13 protein-coding genes are annotated in these 13,890 nt (G+C 71.9%); 7 read left to right on the forward strand and 6 right to left on the reverse strand.

The window, feature by feature from the left end; translation table 11 throughout:
• Together ACFTZL_RS28145 and ACFTZL_RS28150 are read left to right on the forward strand one after the other, a co-directional pair.
• On the forward strand, nucleotides 1-791 hold a 791-nt coding region (locus ACFTZL_RS28145), incomplete at its 5' end, for a glycosyltransferase (protein ID WP_382588175.1).
• Nucleotides 788-1,399, forward strand: coding sequence for a D-glycero-alpha-D-manno-heptose-1,7-bisphosphate 7-phosphatase (locus ACFTZL_RS28150; RefSeq protein ID WP_382588177.1), 612 nt, complete (start codon nucleotides 788-790; stop codon nucleotides 1,397-1,399). The genes ACFTZL_RS28145 and ACFTZL_RS28150, both read left to right, overlap by 4 nt.
• Before the next feature lie 10 nt (nucleotides 1,400-1,409).
• Here ACFTZL_RS28150 and ACFTZL_RS28155 read toward each other — a convergent pair whose 3' ends face one another.
• From ACFTZL_RS28155 to ACFTZL_RS28175, 5 genes are all read right to left on the reverse strand, one after another.
• Complete coding sequence (locus ACFTZL_RS28155; RefSeq protein ID WP_382588179.1) at nucleotides 1,410-1,730, reverse strand: hypothetical protein; 321 nt, start codon at nucleotides 1,728-1,730, stop codon at nucleotides 1,410-1,412.
• 113 nt (nucleotides 1,731-1,843) lie between these two features.
• Complete coding sequence (locus ACFTZL_RS28160; protein ID WP_382588181.1) at nucleotides 1,844-2,770, reverse strand: polysaccharide pyruvyl transferase family protein; 927 nt, start codon at nucleotides 2,768-2,770, stop codon at nucleotides 1,844-1,846.
• A 62-nt stretch (nucleotides 2,771-2,832) separates the two neighbouring features.
• Nucleotides 2,833-4,251, reverse strand: a complete 1,419-nt coding sequence (locus ACFTZL_RS28165) for a family 43 glycosylhydrolase (protein WP_382588197.1) — start codon at nucleotides 4,249-4,251, stop codon at nucleotides 2,833-2,835.
• Nucleotides 4,252-4,307: 56 nt separating this feature from the next.
• Nucleotides 4,308-5,813 (reverse strand): family 43 glycosylhydrolase, encoded by a 1,506-nt coding sequence (locus tag ACFTZL_RS28170; RefSeq protein WP_382588183.1) that lies wholly within the window; start codon nucleotides 5,811-5,813, stop codon nucleotides 4,308-4,310.
• 99 nt (nucleotides 5,814-5,912) lie between these two features.
• A complete protein-coding gene (locus ACFTZL_RS28175; protein WP_382588185.1) occupies nucleotides 5,913-6,896 on the reverse strand; it encodes an Lrp/AsnC family transcriptional regulator in 984 nt (327 codons plus the stop codon).
• Between the two features lie 181 nt (nucleotides 6,897-7,077).
• Between ACFTZL_RS28175 and ACFTZL_RS28180 the strand changes: the two genes are divergently transcribed.
• The 3 genes from ACFTZL_RS28180 (at nucleotide 7,078) to ACFTZL_RS28190 (ending at nucleotide 8,951) form a co-directional block, all read left to right on the forward strand.
• Nucleotides 7,078-7,518 carry a hypothetical protein gene (locus ACFTZL_RS28180; RefSeq protein WP_382588187.1) on the forward strand — a complete coding sequence of 147 codons (441 nt, stop codon included), beginning with the start codon at nucleotides 7,078-7,080 and terminating at the stop codon, nucleotides 7,516-7,518.
• Between the two features lie 62 nt (nucleotides 7,519-7,580).
• Nucleotides 7,581-8,423, forward strand: a complete 843-nt coding sequence (locus tag ACFTZL_RS28185) for a helix-turn-helix domain-containing protein (protein WP_382588189.1) — start codon at nucleotides 7,581-7,583, stop codon at nucleotides 8,421-8,423.
• Nucleotides 8,424-8,486: 63 nt separating this feature from the next.
• Nucleotides 8,487-8,951, forward strand: coding sequence for a VOC family protein (locus tag ACFTZL_RS28190; RefSeq protein WP_382588191.1), 465 nt, complete (start codon nucleotides 8,487-8,489; stop codon nucleotides 8,949-8,951).
• 32 nt (nucleotides 8,952-8,983) lie between these two features.
• On the opposite strand, the gene ACFTZL_RS28195 is transcribed toward ACFTZL_RS28190, so the two are convergent.
• Nucleotides 8,984-10,513, reverse strand: coding sequence for an MFS transporter (locus tag ACFTZL_RS28195; protein WP_382588199.1), 1,530 nt, complete (start codon nucleotides 10,511-10,513; stop codon nucleotides 8,984-8,986).
• 303 nt (nucleotides 10,514-10,816) lie between these two features.
• Between ACFTZL_RS28195 and ACFTZL_RS28200 the strand changes: the two genes are divergently transcribed.
• Nucleotides 10,817-12,373 (forward strand): Re/Si-specific NAD(P)(+) transhydrogenase subunit alpha, encoded by a 1,557-nt coding sequence (locus ACFTZL_RS28200; RefSeq protein ID WP_382588193.1) that lies wholly within the window; start codon nucleotides 10,817-10,819, stop codon nucleotides 12,371-12,373.
• A 6-nt stretch (nucleotides 12,374-12,379) separates the two neighbouring features.
• The gene (pntB, locus tag ACFTZL_RS28205; RefSeq protein WP_382588195.1) at nucleotides 12,380-13,813 is read left to right on the forward strand and encodes a Re/Si-specific NAD(P)(+) transhydrogenase subunit beta; all 1,434 of its coding nucleotides are present in this window, start codon (nucleotides 12,380-12,382) and stop codon (nucleotides 13,811-13,813) included.
• Nucleotides 13,814-13,890 lie beyond the last annotated feature (77 nt).

Consider the following 13,890-nt stretch of genomic DNA (forward strand, 5'->3'; position numbering starts at 1 on the left):
GGCCCGCCGCCGCCCGCAACACCGGGCTGCGCGCCGTGACGGCGCCGTGGACCGTGTTCCTCGACGACGACGTCCAGGTCGGACCCCACTGGTGCGATGAGCTGGCCGAGGACCTCGCCGAGGCGTCGCCCGACATCGCGGGCGTCCAGGGCGTCATCGCCGTCCCGCTGCCCGGCGAACGCCGCCCCACCGACTGGGAACGCGGCACGGCGGGACTCGCCCGCGCCCACTGGATCACCTCCGACATGGCGTACCGCACGGAGGCGCTCAAGCAGGTCGGCGGCTTCGACGAACGCTTCGAGCGCGCCTTCCGCGAGGATGCCGACCTCGCGCTGCGCGTGCTCGACTCGGGCTGGCGCATCCGGCAGGGCCGCCGCACCACGCGGCACCCCGTGCACCCCGCCTCCCGCTGGGTGTCGGTGCGCCAGCAGCGCGGCAACGCCGACGACGCCCTCATGCGGCATCTGCACGGGCCCGACTGGTGGGACAAGGCGGTCGCGCCGCGCGGCCGGATCCGCACCCACGCGGCGATCACGACCGCGGGTGTCGCCGCGTGCGCCCTCGCCGCCGCCGGTCACGGACGGGCCGCGACGGCCTGTGCGCTCGGCTGGGCGGCCGGTACGGCGGAGTTCGCCCGGGCCCGTATCGCGCTCGGCCCGCGCACCCGCCACGAAGTGACGACCATGGTGGCTACCAGCGTGCTCATCCCGCCGGCCGCGACCTGGCACCGGCTGACCGGCGCCTGGCGCCACCGCCACGCCACCGCCTGGCAGGACGAGGTGACCTCATGAGGCCCGTGGGCTCCGAGAGCGCGGTACGTCCGGTGAAGGCCGTGCTGTTCGACCGCGACGGCACGCTCGTCGAGGACGACCCCGACCACGCCGGCCCCGACCGCGTACGCCCCGTCGCAGGCGCCCGAGAGGCGCTGACTCTGCTGCGCGGGCGCGGCATCCGCACCGGCGTCTTCACCCACCAGCCCGGTGTCGCACGCGGGCTGCTCACCGACGCCGACGTGCGCCGCGTCAATCACCGCGTCGACGAACTCCTCGGCCCCTTCGACGTGTTCGCCGTCTGCCCGCACGGCCGCGACGACGGCTGCCACTGCCGCACGCCCCGGCCCGGCATGGTGCTGTGGGCGGCCGGGCGGATCTGCACCCGGCCCGCCGACCTCGTCGTCATCGGCGACACCGGCGCGGATGTGGAGGCCGCGCGCCGGGCGGGCTGCCGCGGCATTCTCGTCCCGACCGGGCGGAGCCGCCCCGAGGAGACCGCGCGCGCGGACCAGGTCGCCCCGGACCTGCTGACCGCCGCCCGCGCACTCCTGGACGGACCGCCCAAGGGCCGCGTCCTCGCCGACGAACGCCCCATCCGGAAGGCCTTCACGGCCGATCCCGGGTAGGGGCGGACGCTCAGGTCCCGCACCACCGGCACATCAACCGGAACGCCGCGTACAGCGTCAGCGGGCATATCGCGGCGAACGCCCAGATCACCCCCGGCTCGGCGGTGGCTATCCCGGCCACCAGCAGGCCGGCCGACACCGCGAACAGGACCACCACGGTCCAGACGCGGGGGCGGTAGCCGGCCAGCCGGGCCAGGACACGGGCGGGGTCGGGGCGACGGCGCACCCGCAGGGTGCGCAGCCGGCGGTCGAGGCGGCGGTCGCGGCGCAGGACGCGTTCCATCTCGTCGAGGATGCGCTGCTCGTGATCGGGAAGTCGGCCGATGGACACGCTCTCTCCTTCCGGGCGGCCGGACCGTCTCTCCTCCCGGGGGGACGTGCGGCGGGGGATGCGGGGAAGTACAGCGGGGAACGTAGATGCGGATGCCCCGTGAGGTCACGGAGCTAACCGGCGACGGGCCGTGCCAGCGCCTCGACGAGCCGGTCCGCGCTGTCCGGCACGGTGCCCTCGCGGAATCCGTCGCGGATCTGCCGGGCGGTCACCCGGCCGCCGGTGAGGCACCAGTCCCACCAGCGGTCCAACTGCCGCACGTCCAGTTGCTCGGCGGCCACCAGCGCGGGCCAGCCGCAGGCGCGGGCCTGCGCGGTCAGCTTCGCGCCGCCCGCGACCGGGTCGACGGCCAGCACCGGCGTGCCGACCCGCAGCGCGATCACCAGCCCGTGCAGCCGGTCGGTGACGACGAGGTCCATCCGGGCCAGCACGGACTGGAGCTGCGCCGGCGTCGCACTGAGATGCCAGTCGTGCGCGTCGAGCCGCGTCTCCAGTTCCAGCCTGCCGCAGTCCTTCCCGGCCAGCCACCGCGTCACCTCCTCGGCGACCTGCCCGTGCCGCCGGAGCTGCCCGTACTCGTGCTGCCCGTGCGCGAGGATCACCCCGACGACGGGCCGGGCGGGCACGTCCGGGGCGCGGGCCGCCAGATCCTCCACCGGCTCGCGGTCGGGAGCGTCCCGCGGCAGCACCCGGTGGAAGCCGGTCACGGCCGAACTGCCGGGGTCGATCACCGAGGTGCCCACGGCGATCCGCACACAGTGCGCGAACCGCCGGTGCAGCTCCTCGACCTGCGGCCCGTGCAAGGGGCCGCACACGAACACCAGGTGGGTGTAGTCCTCGGGCCACAGCCGCTCCAGATGCAGGGCCTCCGGACGGAAGCCCGGACTCCAGGCGACGTCGTAGGGGATGCCCGTCCCCCGCAGCACGTCCTCCACCCGGCGCAGGGCCAGTACGTCCCCGGCGGTCGCCTCCCGGTCCCGGAAGCTGAACCACCCGGTCAGCAGAACCCTGCGCGGTCGCTTGCCGTCTTGTGTGTGCACATGCCCTGAGTGCCCCGCCCACCGGGAACACAATCAGGGCATTACACGCATTTAACCTGCCGTCACTGGGCGTAGAAGGTGGCGTCCGCCCGGTCGGTGGCCGTGCTGACCGCCTGCACGTTCAGCAGGTACTCCCAGTGGCGGACGTATCGCCCCGGGTAGTTGTACGACTCGTACGACACACCCGCCGAGTCGGCGAGCCCGGCCCGCCGGTGGAAGGTGGCGTCGGACGCGAACCGCGCGGTGCCGTCGTTCTTCTCCAGCCACACCTCGAAGTTGCTGTGCCGCAGGTAGTAGCCGGGGAAGTTGGCCGACTCCAGCGAGACGGTGCCGCTGCCGGTGAGGCCGCCGACCACGCGGAACTGCGAGTCCGCGAGCGGGGAGACGCCGGCCTCGATGCGGGCGCGGTACTCCCAGTGCCGGACGAAGCGGTCCGCGAAGTTGTACGACGACAAGCGCTGCGGGGTGACCCCGTCGGCCACCGGGATGCCGAAGTCCGGCGTGCCGTCGGCCTTCCAGTACACCTTCTGCACGCGGGTGCGGCGGTTGGGGTCGTTCAGCGGGTCGCCGCTGATGTCCTTGTAACTGCGGTCGTGGTAGACGAGGACGTCGCTCTTTCCGTCCTCGGAGACGGTGAACGAGTTGTGGCCCGGGCCGTACTGGCCGGTCGCGGCGCTGCTCGCGAACACCGGGGTGGGGCTCTTGGACCAGGACGCCTGGCTGAGCAGGTTCGCGCCCGCGGAGGCGGTGAGCATGCCCAGGCAGTAGTTGCTGTCGGTGGCGCTGGCGGAGTACGTCATGAACACCTTGCCGCCGCGCTGGATGACCGCCGGGCCCTCGTTGACCTTGTAGCCGACGGTCTCCCAGGAGTAGGTGGGCCGCGACAGCATCACCGGAGTGCCGGTGATCGTCCAGGGGTTGGCCATCCTCGCGAGGTAGAGGTCGGTGTTGTTGTTCACCGACGGGTCGCGCTGCGCCCAGGCCAGGTAGCGCACGCCGTTCACGACGAACGTGGTGGCGTCCAGGGAGAAGCTCTCCCACTGGGTCCTGATCTGCCCCTTCTCGGCCCAGGTGGCGGTGAGCGGGTTGGCACCCGTGCCCTCCAGGACGTACATCCGGATCGCCCACACGTCGTTGGTGGCGCCGGCCGCGAAGTACACGTACCACTTGCCGTCGATGAAGTGGATCTCCGGTGCCCAGATGTGGGCTCCCATCACCCCACTGGCGTGCTTGGTCCAGAGGGTGGTCTCGGGGGCCGTCCTCAGCCCCTGGACGGTGGTCGCCCGGCGCAGCACGATGCGGTCGTACTCGGGGACGGTCGCGGTGAAGTAGTAGTAGCCGTCGGTGTGTTTGAAGATGTGCGGGTCGGCCCGCTGCTCCGCGATCGGGTTGGTGTAGCTCACGGCGGGGGAGTCGGGGACGGCGGCCCGGGCGGGGGCCGGCCCGACGAGGCAGGCCGCCAGGGCGACGAGGACGGCCATGAGCAGCCTTGCGGCTATGCGTCTCAAGGGAGTTCTCCGGATCAGAGGGGGAGTGATCAGGTGGTGGGGACGAGCTTCCACTGCTGGCAGGTGTTGTTCAGCCACGCCCACTGCCGTACGTCGGTGCCGTCCGCGGTGCCGCAGTCCGCCACGTCGGCGACCTTGCCGGTGGCCTCGTTGACGATCCGGACGTGGTCGCCGGTCGCCGTGAACACCATCCGGTAGCGCTGGCACTTGTTGTTCAGCCAGGACCACTGCCGCAGGTCGGCGCCGTCGGCGGCGGAGCATTCGGCGGTGTCCAGCACCTTGCCGGTGGCCACGTTGACCAGCCGGCTGGTGTCGTCACCCAGGTCCTCGATCCGCCACTTCTGGTTGGCGCCGCCGGTGCAGCTCCACTGGAAGACATCGGTGCCGTCGGCGCCGCTGCCGCCCGCGACGTCCAGGCACTTGCCGCTGTTGCGGTTGACGAGGGCGTACGACGTCGGGGTCGCCGCCGTTTCGCCGGACGGGCCGGGGCGCGTGCCGCCGAGGGCGACCGGCGTGCCGAAGTCGGGGGTGCCGTCGGCGTTCCAGGTGAACTTCTGGGCGCGGGTGGTGCGGGCGTTGCCGCAGCCGCCGTTGGCCGAGGAGTTGGCGTGGTAGACGATCCAGCTCTCGGTGCCGTCGGGCGAGCTGAAGAACCCGTTGTGCCCGGGGCCGTACACACCGGCCGCGTCATCGCGCTGGAAGACCGGGTTCTGCTTCTTCGTCCAGGACGCCGGGGCGAGCGGGTCGCTGCCGGTGAGCTCCAGCAGCCCCAGCTTGTAGTCGGCCGTCTGGCACGAACTCGCGCTGTACGTCAGGAAGGTGCGGCCGTTGCGGTAGAGCGGCTCGGGCGCCTCGTTGACCGGGGAGCCCGACCGCTCCCAGCTCAGCGTCGGACTGGAGATGACGGTGAAGGTGCCGCTCGCGAGGGTGTACGGATTGCTCATCGGCGCGATGACCAGGCTCTGCGTACCGCCGTTCACGAAGCCGCTGCCGACGAGATACAGCCGCCCGTTCGCCTGGAGCACGCTCGCGTCGATCAGCCAGCCGCCCGGCGTGAGGTTCGAACCGGTCAGCGACCCCTTGTAGGTGTAGGGGCCCATCGGGTCGGAGCCGGCGCTCTCCAGGACATGGGTGCGCTGCGAGTCGCAGCAGGCCACCCCGCTCCGGCCGGCGGAGTAGTACAGGTACCAGCGGCCGTTCAGGAAGTGGATCTCCGGCGCCCAGATGTTGGTGTTGCGGGTCGCGGTGGTGTCCGACCACACCTGGACGCCGGCCGCGGTGGCGAGCCCGGCCAGGGTCGGCGACTTCCGCATCGCGAGGATGCCGGTGAACGTCGTGGTGATCAGGTAGTAGTCGCCGTCGTGATACGTCAGCCAGGGGTCGGCGCCCTTGGCCGACTTGAGCGGGTTGGTGTAGGGCCGCCCGTCCGCCGCTGCCGCCCGCGGGGCGGTCGCCGCCACGAGGGCGAGGAGCAGGGCGAGCGCGCAGACGAGCAGGGGGCTGCGGCGCCTGGCCGCAGGGGGAGTCCGAAGCATGGCGAGCCGCCTCTGTCGATCCGATGTCCGTGATTCTGAACGCAGTTCGTGAATTCGGCCATGAATTCGGTCAGAAGATAAGCGGGGCCCTTACCTCCGTCAACGGTTCGGTCTCGGTTCGTAGGAGAGCTGCTTGATGCGGCGCAGGGTCAGTGCCGTCTCGACGGACTGGACGCCTTCGAGGGCCCCGATCTTCTCGCTCAGATACGTGTACAGGTCCCCGGCGCTGCGGTGCAGGGTCGCGGCGAGGATGTTGGCCTGGCCCGTGACGGCCGCGGCGAAGGGGACCTGGGGGTGTTCGGCGAGGACGCGGCCGACTGAGGCGAGGGAGGCCGGGGCCACGGTGAGCCACAGCATCGCCTCCACCTCGTGACCGAGGAGCTCGGCGTCGTGCTGGACGTCGAAGTAGAGCACGCCGGTGGACCGCAGACGCTCCAGGCGCCGCTTGACCATGGACTCCGACTGGCCGGTGGCCGCCTGGAGTTCGGTGAACGTGGCCCGTCCGTCGTGCCGGAGGACGTCGAGGAGCGACTCGTCGTCCGCGTCCAGGCCGACCGGGCCCGTGGCCGTCGCGACGGGCGGCGGGCGCAGCGCCGCCTCCTCGTCGGGGGAGAGGGCGTCGGCCTTGTTGAGCCAGCCGAGCGCGCCGCCGTAGAAGGGGTGCAGGACGCAGTGGGCGCTGACCGACGTGACCCGCGGGGTGCGCTGGAGCCGGTCGAAGAGGAGCTCGTCACGGGCCTCCCGGCTGCGCGGCTTCATCGTGCACATCACCTCCGTGCCGCCGGAGTTCAGGCTGACGTACGAGGTGTCAGGGCGGCGGGCGAGCGCGCCCGCGAGCTGCTCGGCCACGTCCGGGGTGCAGCGCAGCCGCACGATCCAGCTACTGCGGCCGAGGCGGTTCTCGTCGGTCACGCCGAGCACCTTCAGACGGGCGCGGGTGCGCAGCCCCCGGTAACGCCGGGCGACGGTCTGGTCGGAGACGCCGAGTACCTGAGCGATCCGGCTGAACGGCGCCCGCCCGTCCAACTGGAGCGCCTGCAGCAGCTTCAGGTCCAGCGGATCGAGGGCGGCGCCGGGTTCCATCGGGGGTCTCCTCCTCGGGCGTGATCGCGTACGGACTGCAAGGAGACCATGCCGCCCATTTCATTGCGGATCACTGACCTCGGCTTTGCTCAACCACCGAGTGGCCGCCTCTACGCTCACATCCGCCCCCCGATCTCCCCGAGTCGCACACGTGTGCCCGCGGGCACCAGTACGGATGGTCATGAACAACAGACGCAGACAGCAGGTCCTCGCAGCGGTCACCCCTCTGCTCGCCCCGGGGGAGCGGGCCGAGCTCATCTCGCTCGCCAAGGTCGGATCCGTCTCGGTCAAGCGCCGGGTCCTCACCTCCGCGCTGGTCGGGGCACTGACCGCCGGGACCGTCATCGCCACGGTTCAGCCACGCCCCCTGTACTGGGCGCTCACCGACCGGCGCCTGCTCTTCTTCGAACCCGGCTCCGTCACCGGCCGGCCCGGCAAGCCCGTCATGGTCCTGCCCCGTGAGCTGATCGCCGCCTCCCCGGCCCGCAAGGCGCTGCTCGGACTCGGTGCCCGGACCGTGCTGACCGTCCAGGGCGAGGAGAAGGGCCTGAAGCTGACCTTCCCACCGGCCTTCAAGGCCGCGGGCCGCGACTTGGCAGCGCGGCTCACGGCCACTGCCTGACCCGGCCCCCGGCCGACTCCGCCGCAGGACCCGGTGTCGTACCCCGGCCGTAGGCTGGACGCATGGCTCCCACGGCGGAGGAGACAGCCCTCTCGCTCACGGTCCGGCCGGCGGCGGACGCGCTCGTGCCGCTGATCGGCGCGCTGGGGTATGTCGAGGGGCGGTTCGCGCATGCCGCCGAGCTGGCCCTGCCGACGGGCGGTGCGCAGCTCCTGGTGAACCTCGACGGGGACGCCTTTTCCTCGTCACCGCTGAGGGGCGCCGACCGGCGTACCCGGGGCGCGGCCGTGCAGGGGCCGTACACGGAGCCGGCCCTGATCGACCCGACGCAGCAGCGCGCCGTCGTATGGGTGGCGTTCCGTCCGGCGGGGGCGTATCCCTTCCTCCCCGCCCCGGTCTCCGCGGTCCGCGACGAGTTGGTCGGACTCGACGAGCTGTGGGGCACGGACGGCGCGGTGCTGCGCGAGCGGTTGCTTCAGGCCGTGGCCGCCGGTGGCCCGGAGGCGGGGCTGCGGGAGCTGGAATCGGCCCTGCTGGGGCGGGCGGAACGTCCGCTGGAGCCCGACCCGGCGGTCCGTCTCGCCGCCGTACTGCTCGATCGCGGCACGCCCGTGGGCGTGGTCGCCGACCGGCTCGGCTGGACCTCCCGGCGGCTGGCCCGCAGCTGCGCCGAACAGCTGGGACTCGCGCCCAAACGGTATGCGCGGGTACGGCGCTTCCAGCGGCTGCTGCGGCGCGTGAACTCCGGGGCCGGCGCGCCGGACTGGGCGGTCCTCGCCGCGGACTGCGGCTACCACGACCAGGCCCATCTGATCCATGAGTTCCGCGCGCTCGCCGGGATCACCCCGACCGCGTACGCACCGCGCTCGCCGCTGGAGCGCAACCACGTTCCGCTCGGCGGGTGACGGGCCCGCCCGGCCGGCCGTTTTCTACAATCCACGGCCCTCGGGACCCGCGATCGTGAAGGCATGACGAACACACCCGACACCCCACCCGACGCCCCTGCCGTCACCCGGCTCTACGCCCGGCTCGTGGTCTCCGACGGCCCCCGGGCGATCGACTTCTACCGGACCGCGCTCGGCGCCGAGGAGATCGAGCGGTACACCGACCCCGAGGGGAGGATCGTGCACGCCATGCTGCGTCTCGGCGGCGCGGTGATCGCGGTCAAGGACGCCGACGACGGCGACCCGGCGCCGTCCTCACTCGGCGGCTCCCCGGTGATCATGGCGCTCGACGTGTCCGACGCCGACGCCGTCGCCGAGGCCATGCTGCGCGGCGGCGCGACGGTGGTCTACCCGGTCGCCGACCAGCACTACGGGCAGCGCGGCGGCCGTCTCGCCGACCCGTTCGGCCACCTCTGGATGATCTCCCAGCCGATCGAGGAGCTGACGCCGGAGGAGATCCAGGCGCGTACGACCGACCTGTTCACCTGACGAGCCCGCCGCCGTGCGGTCGTGAGGCGCCGTCAGTGCTTCTGCGCGACCGGTTCCTCCACCGGCGCGTCCGCGGCCGGCCGGCCGCCCGGGTGGCGCAGGGCGCACAGGTAGCCGATGCCCAGGGCGATGGCCATGCCATAGAACACCCACTGGTTGGCCTCGGCGAAGTCCATGCGGATGGCGCCCATCGCGTCCCGGGTGGCCTCGGCGGCGGGGCTCGTGCCGGTGGGCGGCCGGGAGTCGCCGCTGCCCGTGATCGACTCGGTGATGTCGCGGGCCACGGTGTTCGCGTCGTCCGTGGACAGGCCCCGGGACCGCAGGGTCTGCACCACCTTGTCGGTCGTGACGTGCGTCAGGATCGTGCCGTAGACGGCCAGGCCCACGCTCGCCGCGTAGTTGCGCACGGTCTGGGTGATGCCGGTGACCTCGCCGTACGAGGCGCCGATGGCCCGGTTGACGGCGTCCGTGGAGGCCGGCGCGAGGATGAAGCCGATGCCGGCCCCGGCGAGGGCCGCGTACGGCCACTGGTCGTGCATGGACAGGTCGGTGAGCTTGTTCGCCCACAGGGCGAACCCGACGCAGCCCACCGCCGAGCCCAGTTTCAGGGCCGGGCGCGCCCCTTGCTTGTCGAGGATCCGGCCGCCCCACTGCGAGGCGATCGCGAAGCCCACGAAGAAGTACAGCAGGAACAGGGCCGCCTGGTTCGGCGAGGCGCTCAGGGACACCTGGGCGTAGACCGAGGTGAAGAAGAACAGCGGGACGAAGGCGAGCATCGAGAAGAACAGCACCGCCGCGTCCACGGTGAACGCCTTGTCACGGAAGACCCGCAGGTCGATCAGCGGATGCTCCACGTCGCGCTCGAACCGGACGAACCCGAAGAGCACCGCGAGGCCGCCCGCGATGCAGACCCAGGTCGCCCAGCTGTCCCATCCCCAGGACCAGGCCTGCTGGAAGCCGAGGACGCTCAGGCCCATGCCGACCGCGATCAGCGCGGCGCCCCGGACGTCCAGGGTGCCGGACCGCCGCCGGTCGGAGAGGTGCGCCAGCGCGGTGAGGGCCAGCGCCACGATCGCCACGGGGACGTTGACCCAGAAGACGGCGCGCCAGGTCCAGTTCGTGAGCCAGCCGCCCAGCAGCGGGCCCAGGGCGGTCAGCGCGCCGGAGACGCCGAAGAACAGGGCGAGGGCGCGACCGCGTCTCTCGACCGGGAACACCGCCACCACCACGGCCAGAGCCGCCGGGAAGAGCAGAGCCGCCCCGAACCCCTGGGTGGCGCGGAACACGATCAGCCAGGTCTGCGCCGCGCTGCCCTCGGGGACACAGCCGCACAGCACCGACGACACGACGAACACCAGCGTGCCGATCACCACGACCCGGCGTGGCCCGTAGAGGTCCGCGAGGCGCCCGCCGAGGGCGAAGAACGCCGCGAGGGCCAGCAGATAGGCGTTCACCACCCACTGCATGCCGGAGGACGACAGATTCAGCTCGCGGACGATGTCCGGAGCCGCGATCGACACGATGGTCTGGTCGATGAAGGTCATGGCGACGGCGAACATCATCGCCGCCAGTGCCACAGTCTGCTGCTGCGGCGCCGATCGGGAGGGGGGCGAGACCTCGTCGCGCCCCGGGCGCGTGCTGCTCACGCACTCAGTCTGCGCCCGGCCGTTTCATGTCGCATCACAAGACCACTCCGGCCCCGCGCGCCACACCGATACCCCCAAACGTGTCTCGCGGCAACCCCTGGGCGGTGTGAGGACGACCTCGTCGGCCATGTGACCACGGTCCGCCACAGTTGCCGCGTCGAAGGTGCAGGATGCGGGCACCAAGGAGGACAGGCAGTAGAACGACGAGAGAGGCAGACGATGGCCCCAGCGGAACCGGAACCCCAGCGGATCGGCGTACCAGCCGAGTCCACTGCGGGCGAGACCAGGGTGGCGGCGACGCCGGCCACCGTGGGGAGACTTGTCGCGCTCGGATACGACGTGGTGGTCGAACCGGGAGCGGGAGCCTCGTCCCGCTTCTCCGACACGGCTTACGAGGAGGCGGGAGCCCGCCTCGGTGACCCGTGGTCGGCGGAGATCGTACTGAAGGTCAACGGCCCCTCGAGCGAGGAGATCGGCCGGCTGCGCGACGGGGCGACACTGATCGCGCTCATCAGCCCCGCGCTCAACCCCGAACTGGTCGAGGAGCTGACGCGGCGGCCGATCACGGTGCTCGCCATGGACGCCGTGCCGCGGCTCTCGCGCGCCCAGTCCCTGGACGTGCTCAGCTCGATGGCGAACATCGCCGGATACCGGGCCGTGGTCGAGGCCGCGCACGCCTTCGGACGCTTCTTCACCGGCCAGGTGACCGCCGCAGGCAAGGTGCCGCCCGCCAAGGTGCTGGTGGCCGGCGCCGGCGTGGCCGGACTCGCGGCGGTGGGTGCGGCCCGCAGCCTCGGCGCCGTGGTCCGCGCCACCGACCCCCGGCCCGAGGTCGCCGAGCAGGTCCGCTCGCTGGGCGGCGAGTTCCTGTCGGTCAGTGCCGAGCAGGAGGTGAGCACCGACGGCTACGCCAAGGCCACCTCCGACGACTACAACCAGCTCGCCGCGCGGCTGTACTCCGAGCAGGCCGCCGACGTCGACATCATCATCACCACCGCGCTCATCCCGGGCCGCCCGGCGCCCCGGCTCGTCACCGCCGAGGACGTCGCGCGCATGAAGCCCGGCAGCGTCATCGTCGACATGGCCGCCGCCCAGGGCGGCAACGTCGAGGGCACGGTCGCCGGGAAGGCCGTCGTCACCGACAACGACGTGACGATCATCGGCTACACCGACCTGCCCGGCAGGCTCCCCGCCCAGGCCTCGCAGCTCTACGGCACCAACATCGTCAACCTGATGAAGCTGCTGACTCCGGGCAAGGACGGTCGACTCGTCCTCGACTTCGACGACGTGGTGCAGCGGGCGATGACCGTGGTCCGCGAGGGCGAGAAGACCTGGCCCCCGCCTCCGGTCCAGGTGTCCGCCGCGCCCGCCCCGGCCGGGGCCCCGGAACCCGTGGCCGTGCCCTCCGAAGCCCCGGCGAAGCCCGCCCGGCCGGCGTGGGCGCCGTACGCCCTCGTCGGTGCCGGAGCGCTCGCGCTGTTCCTGGTGACCGCCTTCTCGCCGAGCGAACTCATCGGCCACTTCACGGTGTTCGTCCTGGCGATCGTCATCGGCTTCTACGTCATCGGCCATGTGCACCACGCGCTGCACACGCCGCTGATGTCGGTCACCAACGCCATCTCCGGGATCGTGGTGGTCGGCGCGCTGCTGCAGATCGGGCACGGGGACACCGCCGTCACCGTGCTGTCGTTCGCCGCGATCCTGCTGGCGAGCATCAACATCTTCGGCGGATTCGCCGTCACCCGCCGCATGCTCGGCATGTTCTCGAAGGGCTGATCCCGGATGACCACAGTCACGGCCGCAGAGGCCGCCTACGTCGTCGCCGCGCTGCTGTTCATCCTCAGCCTGGCCGGCCTCTCGCAGCACCGGACCTCCCGCTCGGGAGTCGTCTGGGGCATCGCGGGCATGGTCATCGCCCTGGCCGCCACCGTCGGTCTCGCCTCCCGGAGCATCACCGCCACCGGTCTCGTGCTGATCGCCGTCGCCACGGCCGTCGGCGCGGGCATCGGACTGTGGCGCGCCCGGGTCGTCGAGATGACGGGCATGCCGGAGCTGATCGCCATCATGCACAGCCTCGTCGGCCTCGCCGCCACGTTCGTCGGCTGGAACGGCTACCTCGACGTCGACGCCGAGCTCAGCGGTTCGCTGCTGGGCATCCATCACGCCGAGGTGTTCATCGGGGTGTTCATCGGCGCCGTCACCTTCACCGGCTCGGTCGTCGCGTATCTGAAGCTGTCCGCGCGGATCAAGTCGAACCCGCTGACGCTGCCCGGCAAGCACATCCTCAACGTGGGTGCCCTGGTCGCCTTCGTCGCGCTCACCGTCGCGTTCGTGGCCCGCCCGAACATCGGCCTGCTCATCGCCGTCACCGTGGTCGCGCTCGCCCTCGGCGCGCACCTGGTCGCCTCCATCGGCGGCGGTGACATGCCGGTGGTCGTCTCGATGCTCAACAGCTACTCCGGCTGGGCCGCGGCGGCCTCGGGCTTCCTGCTCGCCAACAACCTGCTGATCGTCACCGGCGCGCTGGTCGGCTCCTCCGGTGCCTACCTGTCGTACATCATGTGCAAGGCGATGAACCGCTCCTTCATCTCGGTGATCGCGGGCGGCTTCGGAACCCCGGCGGCGGCCGCCGACGACGGGGAGCAGGGGGAGCACCGGGAGATCAACGCCGAGGAGACCGCGGAACTCCTGCGCGACGCCACCTCGGTGATCATCACGCCGGGTTACGGCATGGCGGTCGCCCAGGCCCAGTACCCGGTCGCCGAGCTGGCGCGCAAGCTGCGCGAGCGGGGCGTCGAGGTGCGCTTCGGCATCCACCCCGTCGCCGGCCGGCTGCCCGGGCACATGAACGTGCTGCTCGCCGAGGCGAACGTGCCGTACGACGTCGTCCTCGAAATGGACGAGATCAACGACGACTTCGCCGCCACCTCGGTCGTCCTGGTCATCGGCGCCAACGACACCGTCAACCCGGCCGCCACCGACAACCCGACCAGCCCCATCGCCGGCATGCCGGTGCTGCATGTGTGGGAGGCGGCCAACGTGGTCGTCTTCAAGCGGTCCATGGCCGCCGGGTACGCCGGAGTGCAGAACCCGCTGTTCTTCCGGGAGAACACCCAGATGCTCTTCGGCGACGCCAAGCAGCGGGTGGAGGACATCCTGCGCGGCCTGGACGCCCTCGACGCGCCGGTCCCGGAGATGGCCGGCACGTCGCGCTGAGCCGTGCTCAGTCGTCGAGGACACCGTTGCCGCCGGGGGGGGGGGCGGTGGGCTCGGCGCGTGCCAGGGGGCGGGCG

Source organism: Streptomyces sp. NPDC056948 (assembly GCF_042674225.1).
Lineage (GTDB): Bacteria > Actinomycetota > Actinomycetes > Streptomycetales > Streptomycetaceae > Streptomyces > Streptomyces purpurascens.

Excerpts from the sequence above, each read along its gene's own strand:
- ACFTZL_RS28150 (WP_382588177.1), top strand. The coding sequence starts at position 788 with ATGAGGCCCGTGGGCTCCGAGAGCGCGGTACGTCCGGTGAAGGCCGTG.
- ACFTZL_RS28165 (WP_382588197.1), bottom strand. The coding sequence starts at position 4,251 with ATGGCCGTCCTCGTCGCCCTGGCGGCCTGCCTCGTCGGGCCGGCCCCC.
- ACFTZL_RS28170 (WP_382588183.1), bottom strand. The coding sequence starts at position 5,813 with ATGCTTCGGACTCCCCCTGCGGCCAGGCGCCGCAGCCCCCTGCTCGTC.
- ACFTZL_RS28175 (WP_382588185.1), bottom strand. The coding sequence starts at position 6,896 with ATGGAACCCGGCGCCGCCCTCGATCCGCTGGACCTGAAGCTGCTGCAG.
- ACFTZL_RS28180 (WP_382588187.1), top strand. The coding sequence starts at position 7,078 with ATGAACAACAGACGCAGACAGCAGGTCCTCGCAGCGGTCACCCCTCTG.
- ACFTZL_RS28185 (WP_382588189.1), top strand. The coding sequence starts at position 7,581 with ATGGCTCCCACGGCGGAGGAGACAGCCCTCTCGCTCACGGTCCGGCCG.
- ACFTZL_RS28190 (WP_382588191.1), top strand. The coding sequence starts at position 8,487 with ATGACGAACACACCCGACACCCCACCCGACGCCCCTGCCGTCACCCGG.
- ACFTZL_RS28195 (WP_382588199.1), bottom strand. The coding sequence starts at position 10,513 with ATGATGTTCGCCGTCGCCATGACCTTCATCGACCAGACCATCGTGTCG.
- ACFTZL_RS28200 (WP_382588193.1), top strand. The coding sequence starts at position 10,817 with ATGGCCCCAGCGGAACCGGAACCCCAGCGGATCGGCGTACCAGCCGAG.
- pntB (WP_382588195.1), top strand. The coding sequence starts at position 12,380 with ATGACCACAGTCACGGCCGCAGAGGCCGCCTACGTCGTCGCCGCGCTG.